This is a genomic window from Sphingobium amiense, assembly GCF_003967075.1.
Lineage (GTDB): Bacteria > Pseudomonadota > Alphaproteobacteria > Sphingomonadales > Sphingomonadaceae > Sphingobium > Sphingobium amiense.
On sequence record NZ_AP018664.1, the window covers coordinates 2,068,808 to 2,083,634 of the forward strand.

The window sequence follows — 14,827 nt, forward strand, 5'->3', positions numbered from 1 at the left end:
GAAAGCCTCTCTTTTGATCGGTCCAAGGAAATTGTTGGCGCACCCGGCGCGCCGCGTCTATCCCCCCTCATCTCTCCCGTCCATCCGGTACAACGCCCATGAATCGCCTGCGCCAAGCGCTCGATCCCTTCCTGCTGCTGCTGATCGCCACGGTCGCCCTAGCGTCCTTTCTGCCAGCGAGGGGTCCGGGCGCAGCGGTCGCGGACGGGATCGCGGACGCGGGCATCGTGGTTCTTTTTTTCCTGCATGGCGCGAAATTGTCGCGGGAAGCGATTTTGGACGGGGCGAAAGCGTGGCGGCTGCATCTGGCGACGCTGGGAACGACCTTCATCGCCTTCCCCCTGCTGGGGATCGCCATCGTCCGATTCGGCGTTGCGCCGCTCTCGCTGCGTAACGGTGTGCTGTTCCTGACGCTGCTTCCGTCGACGGTGCAATCCTCCATCGCCTTTACCGCCATCGCACGCGGCAATGTCGCCGCCGCCGTGGTGAGCGCGTCCTTTTCCAACCTGCTGGGCATCGCCGTGACGCCGCTGCTTGTCGCGTTTCTGATGGAGCGGAGCGGGAGCGGAAGCCTTGTCTCATGGTCATCCGTGGAGAGCATCCTGCTCCAGCTCCTGCTGCCCTTCATTCTGGGGCATCTGTCGCGCCCGTGGATCGGCGGCTTCGTCGCCAGACACAAGGCGCTGGTGTCGAGCGTCGATCGCGGGTCGATCCTGCTGGTCGTCTATGCCGCCTTTTCCGCCGCGGTGGTCGAGGGGCTTTGGTCGAAGGTTTCCCCGGTCGAGCTGGCGGAACTGGCGGGGCTGTGTCTGGCGATGCTGACGCTCATCCTGCTCTTCACCTTTGCCCTCGGTCGGATCATCGGACTTTCGCGCGAGGAAGCGATCGTGCTGCAATTCTGCGGATCGAAGAAGAGCCTGGCGTCGGGCGTGCCGATCGCGGGCGTGCTCTTTCCGGCGAGCGCGGTGGGTCCGGTGCTGCTGCCTATCATGCTGTTCCACCAGATTCAGTTGATGGCGTGCGCCCTGCTGGCAAGGCATTATGCCCGGCGGGCCGAGCCATAAAGAGACAGCGAAGTAGACAACTGAATCGATTTTGCGCGATCATTATTTTGCGTATGTAAAAGATATGGCTGTGGGGGCTGGCAATGGATGGTGACGGATCGAAAGCGGATGATCCCGACGCGGGGTGGAGCCTGCCCGCATGGACATATGGCGATCCGGACTTCTTTGCAGCGGAGGTCGAGCGTGTGTTTCGGCCCGCATGGCAGATCGCCGCGCACGAGAGCGACCTGCCCTCCCCCGGAGACTATCATGTCTTTGATTTCATTGATGAAAATATCGTTGTCATCCGGGGAGAAGACGGCGTCGTGCGCGCCTTCACCAACGTGTGTCGCCATCGCGGCGCAAGGATCGTAGAAGGACCGACCGGCTGCGCCCGCAAGCTGGTCTGCCGCTATCATGGCTGGACCTATGAAAGCGACGGGCGGCTGAGCGGCGTGCCGATGAAGGCAAGCTACGGCAGCACCTTCGACATGGCGGATCATGGTCTTGCGCGGGTCGAGCTTGAAAACTGGCAGGGCTTTCTGTTCGTGCGTCTCGCCGACGATGGCGGGCCGTCCGTGGCGGAGATGATGGCGCCCTATGCCGAAGAGATCGCGCATTACCGCCTGCCCGATCTGCGAGCGCTGGGCCGGGTGACGCTGCGTCCGCGGGCGGTCAACTGGAAGAATATCGGCGACAATTATTCGGACGGTCTGCACATCGCCGTGGCGCATCCGGGCCTCAGGCGGTTGATGGGCGACGGCTATGGCGTCGAGGCATCGGCCTATGCGGACAGGATGTGGGGGCCGATCGTGGAGAAGCCTTCGTCCAACCTGTCCGAGCGCGCCTATCAGCATTTCCTGCCGCATGTGTCTCACTTGCCGTCTCAGCGGCAGAGGCTGTGGACCTATTTCAAGCTCTGGCCCAACTTCGCGTTCGACATTTACCCCGATCAGATCGACTTTATGGCGTGGCTGCCCGTGTCGCCGACGCAGACGCTGATCCGGGAAATCAGCTATGCGATTCCCGACGAGCGGCGGGAGATGAAGGCGGCGCGCTACCTCAACTGGAGGATCAACCGACAGGTAAATGCGGAGGACACCGCGCTGGTCGCACGCGTTCAGGCGGGGATGGCATCGCGCAGCTTCACCGTAGGGCCGCTTTCCGAAAATGAAGTGGCGCTTCGGCATTTCGGGCGAAGGATGCGTGCGCTGATCCCGCAGGCGCGGCTGCATCATGCGCCTCCGGCTGGATGGGGCAGGGCATGACCGAGCGCTACGATGCCGTCATCATTGGGGGCGGGCATAACGGGCTGGTCTGCGCCTTCTACCTGGCGCGGGCGGGCTATAAGGTGCGCATTCTCGAACGGCGCGACGTGATCGGCGGGGCGGCGGTGACGGAGGAATTTCACCCCGGCTTCCGCAACTCGACGGCGAGCTACACGGTCAGCCTGCTCAACCCCAGGGTGATCCGCGACATGGCCCTGGCCGACCATGGCTATCGCGTGATCGAGCGCCCGATCAGCAATTTTCTGCCGCAAGAGGACGGGCGCTATCTGAAGCTGGGCGGCGGCATTGCCGCCACGCAGGCGGAGTTCGCGAAATTCAGCGCGCGCGACGCCGAGGCGCTGCCCGCTTATTATGATGCGCTGGAGGTCGTGGCGGACGTGCTGCGCGATCTGGTGCTGAAAAGCCCGCCCAATGTCGGCGGCGGGTTCAGCATGATCGTCGATGCGCTGAAGCAGGGCCGCCGCATCGCCGCGCTGGGGCTGGAGCAGCAGCGCGACGTGCTCGACCTCTTCACCAAGTCGGCGCGCTCCTTCCTCGACGGCTGGTTCGAGAGCGAGGCGGTGAAGGCGGCTTTCGGTTTCGACGCGGTGGTCGGCAATTATGCCAGCCCCGACACGCCGGGCAGCGCCTATGTGCTGCTGCACCATGTCTTCGGCGAAGTGAACGGGAAGAAGGGCGCGTGGGGGCACGTCGTGGGCGGCATGGGGTCGATCACGCAGATCATGGCAAAGGTGGTGCGCGCCATGGGGGTGGAGATCAGCCTCGACGCGCCGGTCGCGCGGGTGCTGGTGGATGGCGGCCGTGCGGTGGGCGTGGCGCTCGAAAGCGGCGAAGAAGTGATGGGCGGTGCGGTGATCGCCAATGTGGGGCCGAAGCTGCTTTACGAGCGGCTGATGGATGCAGCCGACCTGCCCGCCGACTTCGTGAAGCGCATTGGCGGCTTCAAGACGGGATCGGGCACGTTCCGCATGAATGTGGCGCTTTCCGCCCTCCCCGATTTCACATGCCTTCCCGGCGTGGGCGAGCATCACCAGTCGGGCATCATCATCGCGCCGACGCTGGATTATATGGACCGCGCCTTCATGGATGCGAAGCGCGACGGCTGGTCGAAGCAGCCTATCGTCGAGATGCTGATCCCCTCGACCGTTGACGACAGCCTTGCGCCCGAAGGATGCCATGTCGCCAGCCTCTTCTGCCAGCAGTTTGCGCCGGAGCTTCCAGACGGACGAAGCTGGGACGAGGAGCGGGAGGCGGCGGCGGACGCGATCATCGCCACGGTGGACGCGCACGCGCCGGGTTTCGCGACGAGCGTGATCGCGCGGCAGATCCACTCGCCGTCAGACCTCGAACGCAAGTTCGGGCTGGTGGGCGGCGACATCATGCACGGTCATCTCTCGCTCGACCAGATGTGGTCGGCGCGGCCGGTGCTGGGACATGGCGCCTATCGCGGGCCTTTGAAGGGTCTTTATATGTGCGGGGCAGGCACGCATCCGGGCGGCGGCGTCACGGGTGCGCCGGGACATAATGCGGCGCGCGAGGTGCTGCGCGACGGGTCGATCTTCGGGCGCTGGCGCGGGCGGACCTGAAGCGCCCTTGCCCTGCCCGTCCCCCTCCCCTAAAGACCCGGTTCATGCCCGATTTCGCTATCCCCGATGCGCCCCCCGAACTGACCGGGCGGGCGCTGTTCCCGCATCGGCATCTCCTGTCCATCGCCGACCTCAAACCCTGGGAAATCCGCTTCCTTCTCGATGAGGCGGAACATTGGGCGCAGGCGAACAAGGGTCAGACGCGCAAGCATGACGACCGGCTGGCGGGGATGACGCAGATCAACGCCTTCTTCGAGAACTCTACCCGCACTCTGCTGTCGTTCGAAATCGCGGGCAAGCGGCTGGGCGCGGACGTGGTCAACATGGCGGCGGCGACGTCGAGCGTGAAGAAAGGCGAAACGCTGATCGACACGGCGATGACGCTGAACGCCATGGCCGCCGATGTCATCGTGATCCGGCACGCCAGTTCGGGCGCGGTGGCGCTGATCGCGGACAAGGTGGATTGTCCGGTGCTGAACGCGGGTGACGGCTGGCACCAGCATCCCACGCAGGCGTTGCTCGACGCATTGACGATCCGGCGGCGCAAGGGCGGTTTCGAAGGGCTGATCGTCGCGATCTGCGGCGATGTGCTGCACAGCCGGGTGGCGCGGTCGAACATGCTCTGCCTCGCGGCGCTGGGCGCTCAGGTGCGCGCCGTCGCGCCGCCGACGCTGCTGCCGCCGGAGGTCGAAATGCTGGGCGCGACGCCCTATACGCGCATGGACGAAGGGCTGGACGGCGCCGACGTGGTGATGATGCTGCGGCTTCAGAATGAGCGGATGGACGGGGCGTTCATCCCGTCCGCGCGCGAATATCATGCGCTCTACGGCCTGACGCCCGAGCGGCTGGCGCTGGCGAAGCCCGATGCGCTGGTGATGCACCCCGGCCCGATGAACCGAGGCGTGGAGATCAGCAGTTCGGTCGCGGATCATCCCGAGCGGTCGGCGATCACCGAACAGGTGGCGATGGGCGTGGCGGTGCGCATGGCGTGCCTCGACGTGCTGACGCGCGGGGCGCGCGGTGTGGAGGGATGGTCTTGAGCATCCCGACCAACAAGGAAAACGGGGCGGGCATGAGCCGGATTGCCATCGTCAACGGGCTGCTGGCCGATCCGGCGGGCGATTCCCCCGCACCCGGCACCGTGCTTATCGAGGGCGATCGGATCGTCGCGGCGGGCGCTGTTACGGTTCCGGGCGATGCAGAGCGGATCGACGCGCACGGACAGGTTGTCGCGCCGGGGCTTGTCGACCTTGGCGTCTTCGCAACGGACAAGCCCGCTTTCCATTTCGGCGGCATCACGCGCGCGGCGCTGATGCCCGACCAGCGCGCGCCGCTCGATGAAGTCGGCCTGATCCGGCAGGCGACGCGGGCTGGCAAGCCTGACTTCTGGGTGCATCCCATCGCGGCGGCGACGCGCGGCCTTGCGGGCGTGGAGATGGCCGAGATCGGCCTGATGCAACGGGCGGGCGCGAAAGCGGTGGCCACGGGCCGCCAGTGGATCGCGGATTCGGGCGTCATGCTGCGCATCCTGTCCTATGCCCACGGCCTTGGCCTCACCGTCATCGCCCATGCCGAGGATGCGGGCCTGACGGCGAAGGCGGTGGCGACGAGCGGAGAGACGGCGACGCGGCTCGGCCTGCCGCACGCCCCGGCCTGCGCCGAAGCGATGGCGATTGCGCGCGATCTGATGCTGGTGCGTCAGACCGGTGCGGCAATCCATTTCCGGCTGGTGACGACAAGGGCGGGCTTCGACCTCATCCGCGCGGCGAAGGCGGAGGGGCTGAAGGTGACATGCGGGATCAGCCCGGCCTATCTGTTCCTGAACGATCAGGCGATGACCGATTTCCGCACCTTCGCCCGCCTCTCCCCGCCGCTGCGGCATGAGGATGACCGGCAGGCGAGCCTGCGCGCGGTGGCGGACGGGACGGTCGATGTCATCACCTCCAGCCACGATCCGCGCGGGCCGGAGGACAAGCGTTTGCCCTTCGCCGACGCCGCGCCGGGCATGGCGGGGGCGGAGACCTTGCTGGCGCTGTCGCTCAATCTGGTGCGCGAGGGGTTGGTGTCGATGGGGCGGCTGATGGCGCTGCTCGCCGCGAACCCCGCGCGCATTCTGGGTGTCGACGCGGGCAGCTTCGCGCCCGGTAGCGCCGCCGACCTGATCTTCGTCGATCCCGACGCGCCGTGGATCGTCGACAGCGCGAAGATGGCGGCGGCCGCGGGCAACACGCCGTTCGACCGGCTGCCGGTGCAGGGTCGTGCACGGCGGATCATGAAGGGCGGCATGTTCCTCTAAGGCGGGGCGCTGGCGGCCCGCCGGAAACTTTCGGAACATCCTTTCCGCTTTGCGCGCTTGTTCCCTCGCAGCAAGGGGATAGCGATGACGGAACGGGTAGCGCAGCAGGTCCATGCGGAGGCGCCATGGCAGATACCGGCGCGTGGCTGGTGGGAAGTGCTGAAGCGCGTCTATGCGAAGAAGAGCGCAAACCATCTGAGCCTGCTGGCGGCGGGCGTCGCCTATTATGCCTTCCTGTCGATTGCGCCGTTGCTGGCCGCCGTGGTGCTGACCTATGGCCTGATCGGCGATCCCGCGCTGGTGGCGGAACATGTCCGCTCCATCATCACGGTGGTGCCGCGCGAGGCGGCGAAACTGATCTTCGATCAGTTGATGGCCGTGGTGACGACCGCGAAGCCCGCCATCGGATTTGGCCTGCTCCTGTCCTTCCTGCTCGCCATCTATGGCGCGACGCGCGCTTCGTCCGCGACGATGGAGGCGCTCAATATCGTTTATGAGGAGAAGGAGGCGCGCTCGATGCTGTCCTTCTATCGCGTGTCCATCGGCATCACCTTTTCCGCCGTTCTGGTGGTGGTCGTGGGCGTGCTGGCGGCGTCGGTGCTGGGTTTCCTCCAGTCTTTCGTCGATGGCTGGGGTCCGGTCGCGATCTTCTTCGTGAAGGCGCTGACATGGATCGCGGCGGGCCTGTTCGCCAGCCTCATCTTCGCGCTCATCTATCGATTCGGGCCGCACCGCCGCCGGGCGCGTTGGCAGTGGCTGACGGCGGGATCGGTCGTCGCGACACTGTTCTGGCTGCTGGCGACGCTGGGCGTTTCCTTCTATGTTTCGCGCTTCGGCAATTATAACGAGACCTACGGGTCGCTGGGCGCGGTCGTGGTGCTGCAACTGTGGCTCTATGTGTCCGCTTTCGTGGTCCTGCTGGGCGCGCAGCTCAACCAGGAAGCCGAGCGCCAGACCAGCGCGGACACGCAGGTCGAGGAGCCGAAAGCGGCCTGATCCCGAGCGCCATAATGGCGCTTGCCCTGCCGACACGCCCACGCTAAAGCGCCCTCCTTCGCTGGCTCGCCGCCAGTGCAGGAGTGTAGCTCAGTTGGTAGAGCGTCGGTCTCCAAAACCGAATGCCGGGGGTTCGAGTCCCTCCACTCCTGCCAGTCGGCAGCCTGCGCGCCCTTGAAAATTCATGGGTTCGCAGGTAAGTGCGCCAGCGAAAGATGGTCGCGGAGCAGATCGGCCGCACCCCCGGACGCCAAAACAGGGCGGGATCGGGAGGGCGGACTGTTGCTCCGCGATCGGTGTTTGTGTGGAAGGCAAGAAGGCGGACGATGGCGAAGGTAACCCCCGGCGAATTCGTCAATCAGGTGCAGACCGAAGCGAAGAAGATCGTATGGCCCACCGGCCGCGAAACGGTGATGACCGGCGTGATGGTGGTGCTGATGACGTCGCTGCTGGGCATGTTCTTCTTCGGCATCGACACCTTCTTCGGCGCGATCGTCCAGTGGCTGCTCAGCCTGGCGTCGGGCCGGGCTTGAGCGAAGACGGGAGTTTGAGACTGTAACATGGCGCGCTGGTACATCATCCACGCCTATTCGGGCTTCGAAAGCAAGGTCAAGGAGTCCATCCTGGCCGAAGCCGAGCGCATGGGCCTGTCGCAGCTCGTCGAGCAGGTCGAAGTGCCGACAGAGACCGTGACCGAAGTGAAGCGTGGCAAGAAGGTTCAGGTCGAACGCAAGTTCATGCCGGGCTATGTCCTCGCCAAGCTGGCGATGAACGATGACATTTACCACCTCGTCAAGAACACGCCCAAGGTTACGGGCTTCCTCGGCTCGTCCGGCAAGCCGCAGGCGATCAGCGAGAGCGAAGCCGCCCGCTATTTCGGCGCGCAGAAGGAAGCCGAGGCCGCGCCCAAGCACAAGATCAGCGTCGATTACGAAATCGGCGACAGCGTCAAGGTGCTGGACGGTCCCTTCGCCAGCTTCAACGGCGTGGTCGAGGAACTGGATTTCGAAAAGAACCGGGTCAAGGTGTCGGTGTCGATCTTCGGCCGCGCCACCCCGGTCGAACTGGATTTCGAACAGGTCGAACTGTCGAAATAAGGAATTTCCGGGCAACCGGGGATATGCGCGGGAGAAGGACTTGTCCTTCGTCTGGACCGCTAAACTTGAACCGGACGCGTCGCCAGCGGCGGGTCCAGCAACAGAGTGAGACACATGGCCAAGAAGATTACCGGCTATATCAAGCTTCAGGTGCCAGCCGGCGCCGCCAACCCCTCCCCGCCGATCGGCCCTGCCCTGGGTCAGCGCGGCGTCAACATCATGGAATTCTGCAAGGCGTTCAACGCCTCGACGGAAAAGATGGAAAAGGGCACGCCGCTGCCGACCGTCATCACCGTCTATGCGGATCGCTCCTTCACCTTCATCACGAAGATGCCGCCTGCCACCTACCTCATCAAGAAAGCCGCGAACCTGAAGTCGGGTTCGAAGGAGCCGGGCAAGATCAGCGGTGGCAAGATCAAGCGTTCGCAGCTTGCCGAGATCGCGCAGACCAAGATGCCCGACCTCAACGCCAACGACATCGAAGCGGCGACGAAGATCATTGAAGGCTCCGCCCGCGCGATGGGCCTCGAAGTGGTGGAGGGCTAAGAACATGGCAAAGCTGACGAAGAAGGCGAAAGCCCTGGCCGCTGCGGTCGACCGCGAAAAGCTGCACGGCGTTGACGAGGCTCTGGGCCTCATCAAGACCCACGCCACCGCCAAGTTCGACGAAAGCGTCGAAATCGCGATCAACCTCGGCGTCGATCCGCGTCACGCCGACCAGATGGTCCGCGGCGTCGTGACCCTGCCCGCAGGCACCGGCAAGGACGTGCGCGTCGCTGTGTTCGCCCGTGGAGACAAGGCTGAAGCGGCCACCGCCGCCGGCGCCGACATCGTGGGTGCGGAAGACCTGCTCGATTCGATCCAGGCCGGCAACATCGACTTCCAGCGCGTGATCGCCACCCCCGACATGATGGGTCTGGTGGGTCGTCTGGGCAAGGTGCTCGGCCCCAAGGGTCTGATGCCGAACCCGAAGCTGGGCACCGTGACGCCGAACGTCGCCGAAGCCGTGAAGGCCGCCAAGGGCGGTCAGATCGAATTCCGCGTCGAAAAGGCCGGCATCATCCACGCCGGTCTCGGCAAGGCGAGCTTCCCGGCCGAAGACCTGCGCAAGAATTTTGACGCCTTCGTCGATGCGATCGTCAAGGCGAAGCCGTCGGGTTCGAAGGGCAAATATGTCCGCAAGATCGCCCTGTCCTCCTCGATGGGCCCGGGCGTGAAGGTCGATGTGGCGGAAGTCGCTTCCGTCTGAGCGGCTGACGATAACCGATAAAGGGGCCGCCTTCCCTCCTTGCGGGGGAAGGCGGCCTTCTTATTTTCAAATTTCATCCTCCCCTCGCAGGGGAGGTGGCAGGGTGAAGCCCTGACGGAGGGGCGTCCTGCTATCGAGAGGGGACCCCCCTCCACCACCAGCTTCGCTGGCGGTCCCCCTCCCCTTACAGGGGAGGATTTTGGAACCGAAGGACTGACCTTCCTTCGGGCTTCCGATCCCCGGAAGTATGAAAAGGTCTCCTGTATCCGTCGGCATATGGCGGGTCGCTTTTACCGATGGAAAACAAGAATATGGCATTCGATACTCTCCCCCCTCTCCTGTCGCAGGCGCTCGTCGCCAAGGGCTATGAGACGCTGACCCCCGTCCAGTCCGAAGTGACGCAGGAGGACGCGGTTGGCCGCGATCTGGTCGTGTCCGCGCAGACCGGGTCGGGGAAAACCGTCGCCTTCGGCCTTGCGATGGCGGGCGAGCTGCTCGGGGCAGGCGACAGCCTGCCCCCGCCGCGTCAGCCGCTGGCGCTGGTGATCGCGCCCACCCGCGAACTGGCGTTGCAGGTGAGCCGCGAGCTGGAATGGCTCTATGGCGCGGCGCGCGCGCGCATCGCGACCTGCGTCGGCGGCATGGACGCCGCGAAGGAGCGCCGCAACCTCGGCCACGGGACGCACATCGTGGTCGGCACGCCGGGCCGCCTGCGCGACCATCTGGAGCGCGGGGCGCTCGACCTGTCGGCGATACGCACCGTGGTGCTGGATGAAGCGGACGAGATGCTCGACATGGGCTTCCGCGAGGATCTGGAGGGCATTCTCGATAGCGCGCCGGAGGGCCGGCGCACCCTGCTCTTCTCCGCGACCATGCCCAAGCCCATCGTGGCGCTGGCCCGGCGCTATCAGAAAGACGCGCTGCGCATTTCGACCGTCTCCGAAGAGCGCGGCCATGGCGACATCAGCTATCAGGCGCTGACCGTCGCGCCATCCGACATTGAAAATGCGGTGGTCAACCTGCTGCGCTATCATGAAGCGGAGACGGCGATCCTGTTCTGCGCCACGCGCGACAATGTGCGGCACCTGCACGCCAGCCTCACCGAGCGCGGCTTCGCCGTGGTGGCGCTGTCGGGCGAGCATAGCCAGAATGAGCGCAACCATGCGCTTCAGGCGCTCCGCGACAAGAGAGCGCGGGTGTGCGTGGCGACGGACGTGGCGGCGCGCGGCATCGACCTTCCCTCGCTGTCGCTGGTCGTTCATGTCGAGCTGCCCCGCGACGCCGAAACGATGCAGCATCGCTCCGGCCGCACCGGCCGCGCGGGCAAGAAGGGAACGGCGGTGCTGATCGTCCCCTACCCCCGCCGCCGCCGCGTCGAATCCATGCTGCGCGGTGCGAAGATCCCGGTCGAATGGGGCACCCCGCCGAGCAGGGAAGCCATCTTGGAACAGGACAATGCGCGGCTGCGCGCCAGCCTGATGGAACGGGCGGAACTGGACGAGGCGGACTGGGCGCTGGGCGCGGAACTGCTCGCCGAAAAGAGCGCCAAGGAAATCGCCGCGATGCTGGTCAAGAGCGCCCGCGCGGCTCTCCCCGCGCCCGAGGAACTGCTCGACGGCAGCGAAGCGCCTGTGCGTAATGACGGGCCGCGTCCGGGGTTCGAGGACACCCAGTGGTTCCGCATGGACATTGGCCGCCGCCAGAACGCCGACCCGCGCTGGATACTGCCGCTGATCTGCCGTCGCGGCCATGTGTCGCGGCAGGAAATCGGCGCGATCCGCATCGCCGCCAACGAGACGATGTTCGAAATCCCCAAGGCCATCGCCAGCCGCTTCATCGCGGCGGTCAAACGCACGGGGCAGGCCAGCGACGAAGGCGCGGACGTGGCGTTTGAACCCGTCGATGGCGCACCGCGCGAGCAGGCGCGGGAGAACCGGCGTCAGGGTGGCCGCCCGAACGACCGCGGCCCGCGTCCCGGCAACTACGCCCCCCGCCCCTTCAAGGGCGGCGGCGGACGCAAGGGGCCGCCGCGCGGCCGCTGACCTTTCGGACAGGCTGGCAGCGAAAGGGCCGCTCGTTCATTCCTGACGGAATGCGCGACGGCCCTTTTCTCGTTCCGGTGCTGGGCGACCAGCTCAGCCATGATCTTGCCGCGCTGCGGGCGGTGGACAGGGACGATGCGGTCGTCCTGATGATGGAGGTCGCCGACGAAACCACCTATGTGAAACATCACAAGGCAAAGATCGCCTTCATCCTGTCGGCGATGCGCCACCATGCCGAGGCGCTCCGCGCCGAGGGATGGACGGTCGATTATGTGCGGCTGGACGATCCGGACAATACAGGCTCCTTCACCGGCGAGGTCGCACGGGCGGTGAAGCGGCATCGGCCCCGCGCTATCCATGTGACCGAAGCGGGCGAATGGCGCGTCCGCGCGATGCTCGAAAGCTGGGCGGATCGCTTCTCCATTCCCGTCACCATCCATGAGGACGACCGTTTCCTCTGTTCCCATGCCGAGTTCGACACATGGGCGGCGGCGCGCAAGCAGATGCGGATGGAGTTTTTCTACCGCGACATGCGGCGCAGAACCGGGCTGCTGCTGGACCAGGATGGCCAGCCCGAGGGCGGACAGTGGAATTACGACGCCGAGAACCGCAAACCCGCGCCGGGCCGCGACCTGCTGATGCCGCAGCCCATCCGCTTCCGGCCCGATGCCGTCACGGAAGAGGTGCTGGGAATCGTGGCGGAGCGGTTCGCCGACCATATCGGCAGTCTCGATAGCTTTCATTTCGCCACGACGCGCGAGGAAGCGCTGCGCCAGCAGAAGCGCTTCCTAGACGAGGCTCTGCCCCGCTTCGGGGACTATCAGGACGCGATGCTGACCGACGAACCGTTCCTCTGGCATTCGGTCCTGTCTCCCTACCTCAACGTGGGACTGCTCGATCCGCTGGCGCTGTGTCGAGAGGTGGAGACACGCTTTCGCGCGGGCAAGGTGCCGCTCAACTGTGCGGAGGGCTTCATCCGCCAGATCATCGGCTGGCGCGAATATGTGCGCGGCGTCTACTGGCACGAAGGACCGGATTACGGATCGCGCAACGCCCTCAATGCGACGCGCGACCTGCCCGGCTTTTACTGGACGGGCGAAACAGACATGCGCTGCATGGCGCAGGCCATCGGCCAGACCATAAGCCAGGCCTATGCGCATCATATCCAGCGGCTGATGATAACGGGCAATTTCGCGCTGATCGCCGGGATCGACCCGCGGCAGGTCCATGTCTGGTATCTGGAGGTGTATGCCGACGCCTATGAATGGGTGGAAATGCCCAATACCGTGGGCATGGCGCTGTTCGCCGATGGCGGCCTGCTGGGGTCGAAGCCCTATGCGGCGGGCGGCGCCTATATCAACCGGATGTCGGATTATTGCGGCCGATGCCGCTATGACGTGAAGAAGCGGGTGGGCGAGGACGCCTGCCCCTTCAACGCGCTCTACTGGGATTTCATCGCCCGCAACGGGAAGAAGCTGGCGCGCAACCCGCGCATGGCGATGCCCTATCGCAACTGGGCGAGGATGACGGACGAGGACCGCGCCGCCATCCGCGAACAGGCGGCGCGGTTCCTCTCATCGCTTGCCTAGCCCCTGTCCCGCGCCGCAGAGCGTCAGCATCCGTGCCGCCAGTTCCCGCTCGCCCATGACGATATGCGGCACGCCAAGCGTCTCCAGATGCGCGACTTCCGCGTCACTATGCGCACGGGCGATGACGTTGAGGTTGGGGTTGAGGTGACGGGCATGTTCGTGGATCGCGCCGCCCTCGAACCCTTCGGGCACCGCAATCAGCATGTTGCGCGCTTCGCCGATGTTCGCCGCGCGCAGATGCCGGTCTTCCAGCGCGTTGCCGCGCACGACGATATGGCCCGCCTCGCCTGCTTCCTCCGACTTTTCCCGGTCGTCCTCGATGACGACGAAATGGACGCCCTTGGCCGCAAGGGACGCGGCGATCAGCTTGCCGACGCGGCCATATCCCACGAGAATGGTGTGCCCCATATTCTGCGCGATCTGGCTGTCGGCGGCGGAGGGCACGTCCTCCTCCTTGCGATGGTCGCGCACGATCATCGAGAAGAGGATCGGGTTGAGGAAGATCGACACCATCGCGCCCGCCAGAATGAGGTCGCGCGCATCGGCTGGCAGGACGCCGAGGCCTGTCCCGAGCGATGCGAGAATGAAGGAAAACTCGCCGATCTGCGCAAGGCTGGCCGCGATGGTGAGCGCAGTCACATTGGGATGGCCGAACGCGCGCACGATGCCCCATGCCGCAATCGACTTGCCGATGACGATGATGAGCACGGTGGCCAGCAGCGGCAGCGGCTGTTCGACCACGATCGAGGGGTTGAAGAGCATCCCCACCGACACGAAGAAGAGCACCGCGAACGCATCGCGCAGGGGGAGCGTCTCCTCCGTCGCGCGGCGGCTGAGCGGCGTTTCGCCGAGGATCATACCCGCGAAGAACGCGCCGAGCGCGAAGGACACGTCGAACACATAGGCCGCACCGAACGCAACGCCGAGCGCGATGGCCAGAACGGCGAGCCGGAACAGCTCGCGCGATCCGGTGTGGACGACCCAGTGCAGCGCCCAGGGGATGATGCGGCGGCCCACCACCATCATCACCACGACGAAGCCCGCGACTTTCAGCAGCGTGCCGATCAGCGGCGCCAGTAGGGCCGACGCTCCGCCCCCATCGGCATTCTTCATGACAGTAGCGAGCGCGGGCAGCAGGACAAGCGCGAGCACCATCACCAGATCCTCGACGATCAGCCATCCGACCGCGATCCGTCCGCGCCGCGTATCGACGAGATCCGCGCCCTGTAACGCGCGCAGCAGCACCACGGTGCTCGCGACCGAAAGCGCGAGGCCGAACACGAGGCCGCCCATGAGCGTCCAGCCCATGAGGTGCGCAAGGCCCATGCCAAGCAGGGTCGCCGCCGCGATCTGAACCAGAGCGCCGGGCACCGCGATATTGCGGACCGACAGCAGATCCTTGAGCGAAAAATGCAGCCCCACCCCGAACATCAGGAGAATCACGCCGATTTCGGCGAGTTCGTTGGCAAGGCCCGCGTCGGCGACGAAGCCGGGAGTGAAGGGACCGACGAGGATGCCGGCGACCAGATAGCCGACCAGCGGCGACAGCTTCAGCCGGTGGGCTATCGACCCCATGATGAAGGCGACGACAAGACCCGCGACGATGGTTCCGATCAGGGGAGTATGATGGGGCATGATTG

Annotated in this window: 13 protein-coding genes and 1 tRNA gene; 13 read left to right on the forward strand and 1 reads right to left on the reverse strand. The window is 65.5% G+C overall.

Features of this window, described 5'->3' with window-relative positions; genetic code table 11:
- Positions 1–98: 98 nt before the first annotated feature.
- From SAMIE_RS09915 to SAMIE_RS09975, 13 genes are all read left to right on the forward strand, one after another.
- Positions 99–1,064: a bile acid:sodium symporter family protein gene (locus SAMIE_RS09915; RefSeq protein WP_066703062.1), complete on the forward strand. Its 966-nt coding sequence runs from the start codon at positions 99–101 to the stop codon at positions 1,062–1,064.
- An 83-nt stretch (positions 1,065–1,147) separates the two neighbouring features.
- Positions 1,148–2,311 (forward strand): aromatic ring-hydroxylating oxygenase subunit alpha, encoded by a 1,164-nt coding sequence (locus tag SAMIE_RS09920; protein ID WP_066703057.1) that lies wholly within the window; start codon positions 1,148–1,150, stop codon positions 2,309–2,311.
- Positions 2,308–3,918: a phytoene desaturase family protein gene (locus SAMIE_RS09925; RefSeq protein WP_066703125.1), complete on the forward strand. Its 1,611-nt coding sequence runs from the start codon at positions 2,308–2,310 to the stop codon at positions 3,916–3,918. Before SAMIE_RS09920 ends, SAMIE_RS09925 begins: the two co-directional genes overlap by 4 nt.
- 44 nt (positions 3,919–3,962) lie before the next feature.
- Positions 3,963–4,958, forward strand: coding sequence for an aspartate carbamoyltransferase catalytic subunit (locus SAMIE_RS09930; RefSeq protein ID WP_066703055.1), 996 nt, complete (start codon positions 3,963–3,965; stop codon positions 4,956–4,958).
- Positions 4,959–4,990: 32 nt separating this feature from the next.
- Positions 4,991–6,214, forward strand: coding sequence for a dihydroorotase (locus tag SAMIE_RS09935; protein ID WP_066703123.1), 1,224 nt, complete (start codon positions 4,991–4,993; stop codon positions 6,212–6,214).
- An 84-nt stretch (positions 6,215–6,298) separates the two neighbouring features.
- Positions 6,299–7,210 carry a YihY/virulence factor BrkB family protein gene (locus tag SAMIE_RS09940; RefSeq protein WP_066703053.1) on the forward strand — a complete coding sequence of 304 codons (912 nt, stop codon included), beginning with the start codon at positions 6,299–6,301 and terminating at the stop codon, positions 7,208–7,210.
- 79 nt (positions 7,211–7,289) lie between these two features.
- A tRNA-Trp gene (locus SAMIE_RS09945) sits at positions 7,290–7,365 on the forward strand.
- A gap of 171 nt (positions 7,366–7,536) precedes the next feature.
- Positions 7,537–7,743, forward strand: a complete 207-nt coding sequence (gene secE, locus SAMIE_RS09950; protein ID WP_066703051.1) for a preprotein translocase subunit SecE — start codon at positions 7,537–7,539, stop codon at positions 7,741–7,743.
- Positions 7,744–7,770: 27 nt separating this feature from the next.
- Positions 7,771–8,307 (forward strand): transcription termination/antitermination protein NusG, encoded by a 537-nt coding sequence (gene nusG, locus SAMIE_RS09955; RefSeq protein ID WP_066703049.1) that lies wholly within the window; start codon positions 7,771–7,773, stop codon positions 8,305–8,307.
- 114 nt (positions 8,308–8,421) lie between these two features.
- On the forward strand, positions 8,422–8,853 hold the full coding sequence (gene rplK, locus SAMIE_RS09960) for a 50S ribosomal protein L11 (RefSeq protein ID WP_066703047.1): 432 nt from the start codon (positions 8,422–8,424) through the stop codon (positions 8,851–8,853).
- A gap of 4 nt (positions 8,854–8,857) precedes the next feature.
- The gene (rplA, locus tag SAMIE_RS09965) at positions 8,858–9,556 is read left to right on the forward strand and encodes a 50S ribosomal protein L1 (protein WP_066703044.1); all 699 of its coding nucleotides are present in this window, start codon (positions 8,858–8,860) and stop codon (positions 9,554–9,556) included.
- A gap of 311 nt (positions 9,557–9,867) precedes the next feature.
- The gene (locus SAMIE_RS09970; protein ID WP_066701451.1) at positions 9,868–11,598 is read left to right on the forward strand and encodes a DEAD/DEAH box helicase; all 1,731 of its coding nucleotides are present in this window, start codon (positions 9,868–9,870) and stop codon (positions 11,596–11,598) included.
- A 50-nt stretch (positions 11,599–11,648) separates the two neighbouring features.
- Entirely contained in the window at positions 11,649–13,187 is a 1,539-nt protein-coding gene (locus tag SAMIE_RS09975; RefSeq protein ID WP_066701436.1) for a cryptochrome/photolyase family protein, read from the forward strand.
- Here the strand turns inward: SAMIE_RS09975 and ybaL are convergent.
- On the reverse strand, positions 13,173–14,822 hold the full coding sequence (gene ybaL / locus SAMIE_RS09980) for a YbaL family putative K(+) efflux transporter (RefSeq protein ID WP_066701434.1): 1,650 nt from the start codon (positions 14,820–14,822) through the stop codon (positions 13,173–13,175). The two genes, SAMIE_RS09975 and ybaL, sit on opposite strands and share 15 nt — an antisense overlap.
- Between the last annotated feature and the right edge of the window lie 5 nt (positions 14,823–14,827).

Bases quoted from the DNA above. Each gene is read 5' to 3' on its own strand.
- SAMIE_RS09915 (WP_066703062.1), top strand. From the start codon at position 99: ATGAATCGCCTGCGCCAAGCGCTCGATCCCTTCCTGCTGCTGCTGATC.
- SAMIE_RS09920 (WP_066703057.1), top strand. From the start codon at position 1,148: ATGGATGGTGACGGATCGAAAGCGGATGATCCCGACGCGGGGTGGAGC.
- SAMIE_RS09925 (WP_066703125.1), top strand. From the start codon at position 2,308: ATGACCGAGCGCTACGATGCCGTCATCATTGGGGGCGGGCATAACGGG.
- SAMIE_RS09930 (WP_066703055.1), top strand. From the start codon at position 3,963: ATGCCCGATTTCGCTATCCCCGATGCGCCCCCCGAACTGACCGGGCGG.
- SAMIE_RS09935 (WP_066703123.1), top strand. From the start codon at position 4,991: ATGAGCCGGATTGCCATCGTCAACGGGCTGCTGGCCGATCCGGCGGGC.
- SAMIE_RS09940 (WP_066703053.1), top strand. From the start codon at position 6,299: ATGACGGAACGGGTAGCGCAGCAGGTCCATGCGGAGGCGCCATGGCAG.
- secE (WP_066703051.1), top strand. From the start codon at position 7,537: ATGGCGAAGGTAACCCCCGGCGAATTCGTCAATCAGGTGCAGACCGAA.
- nusG (WP_066703049.1), top strand. From the start codon at position 7,771: ATGGCGCGCTGGTACATCATCCACGCCTATTCGGGCTTCGAAAGCAAG.
- rplK (WP_066703047.1), top strand. From the start codon at position 8,422: ATGGCCAAGAAGATTACCGGCTATATCAAGCTTCAGGTGCCAGCCGGC.
- rplA (WP_066703044.1), top strand. From the start codon at position 8,858: ATGGCAAAGCTGACGAAGAAGGCGAAAGCCCTGGCCGCTGCGGTCGAC.
- SAMIE_RS09970 (WP_066701451.1), top strand. From the start codon at position 9,868: ATGGCATTCGATACTCTCCCCCCTCTCCTGTCGCAGGCGCTCGTCGCC.
- SAMIE_RS09975 (WP_066701436.1), top strand. From the start codon at position 11,649: ATGCGCGACGGCCCTTTTCTCGTTCCGGTGCTGGGCGACCAGCTCAGC.
- ybaL (WP_066701434.1), bottom strand. From the start codon at position 14,822: ATGCCCCATCATACTCCCCTGATCGGAACCATCGTCGCGGGTCTTGTC.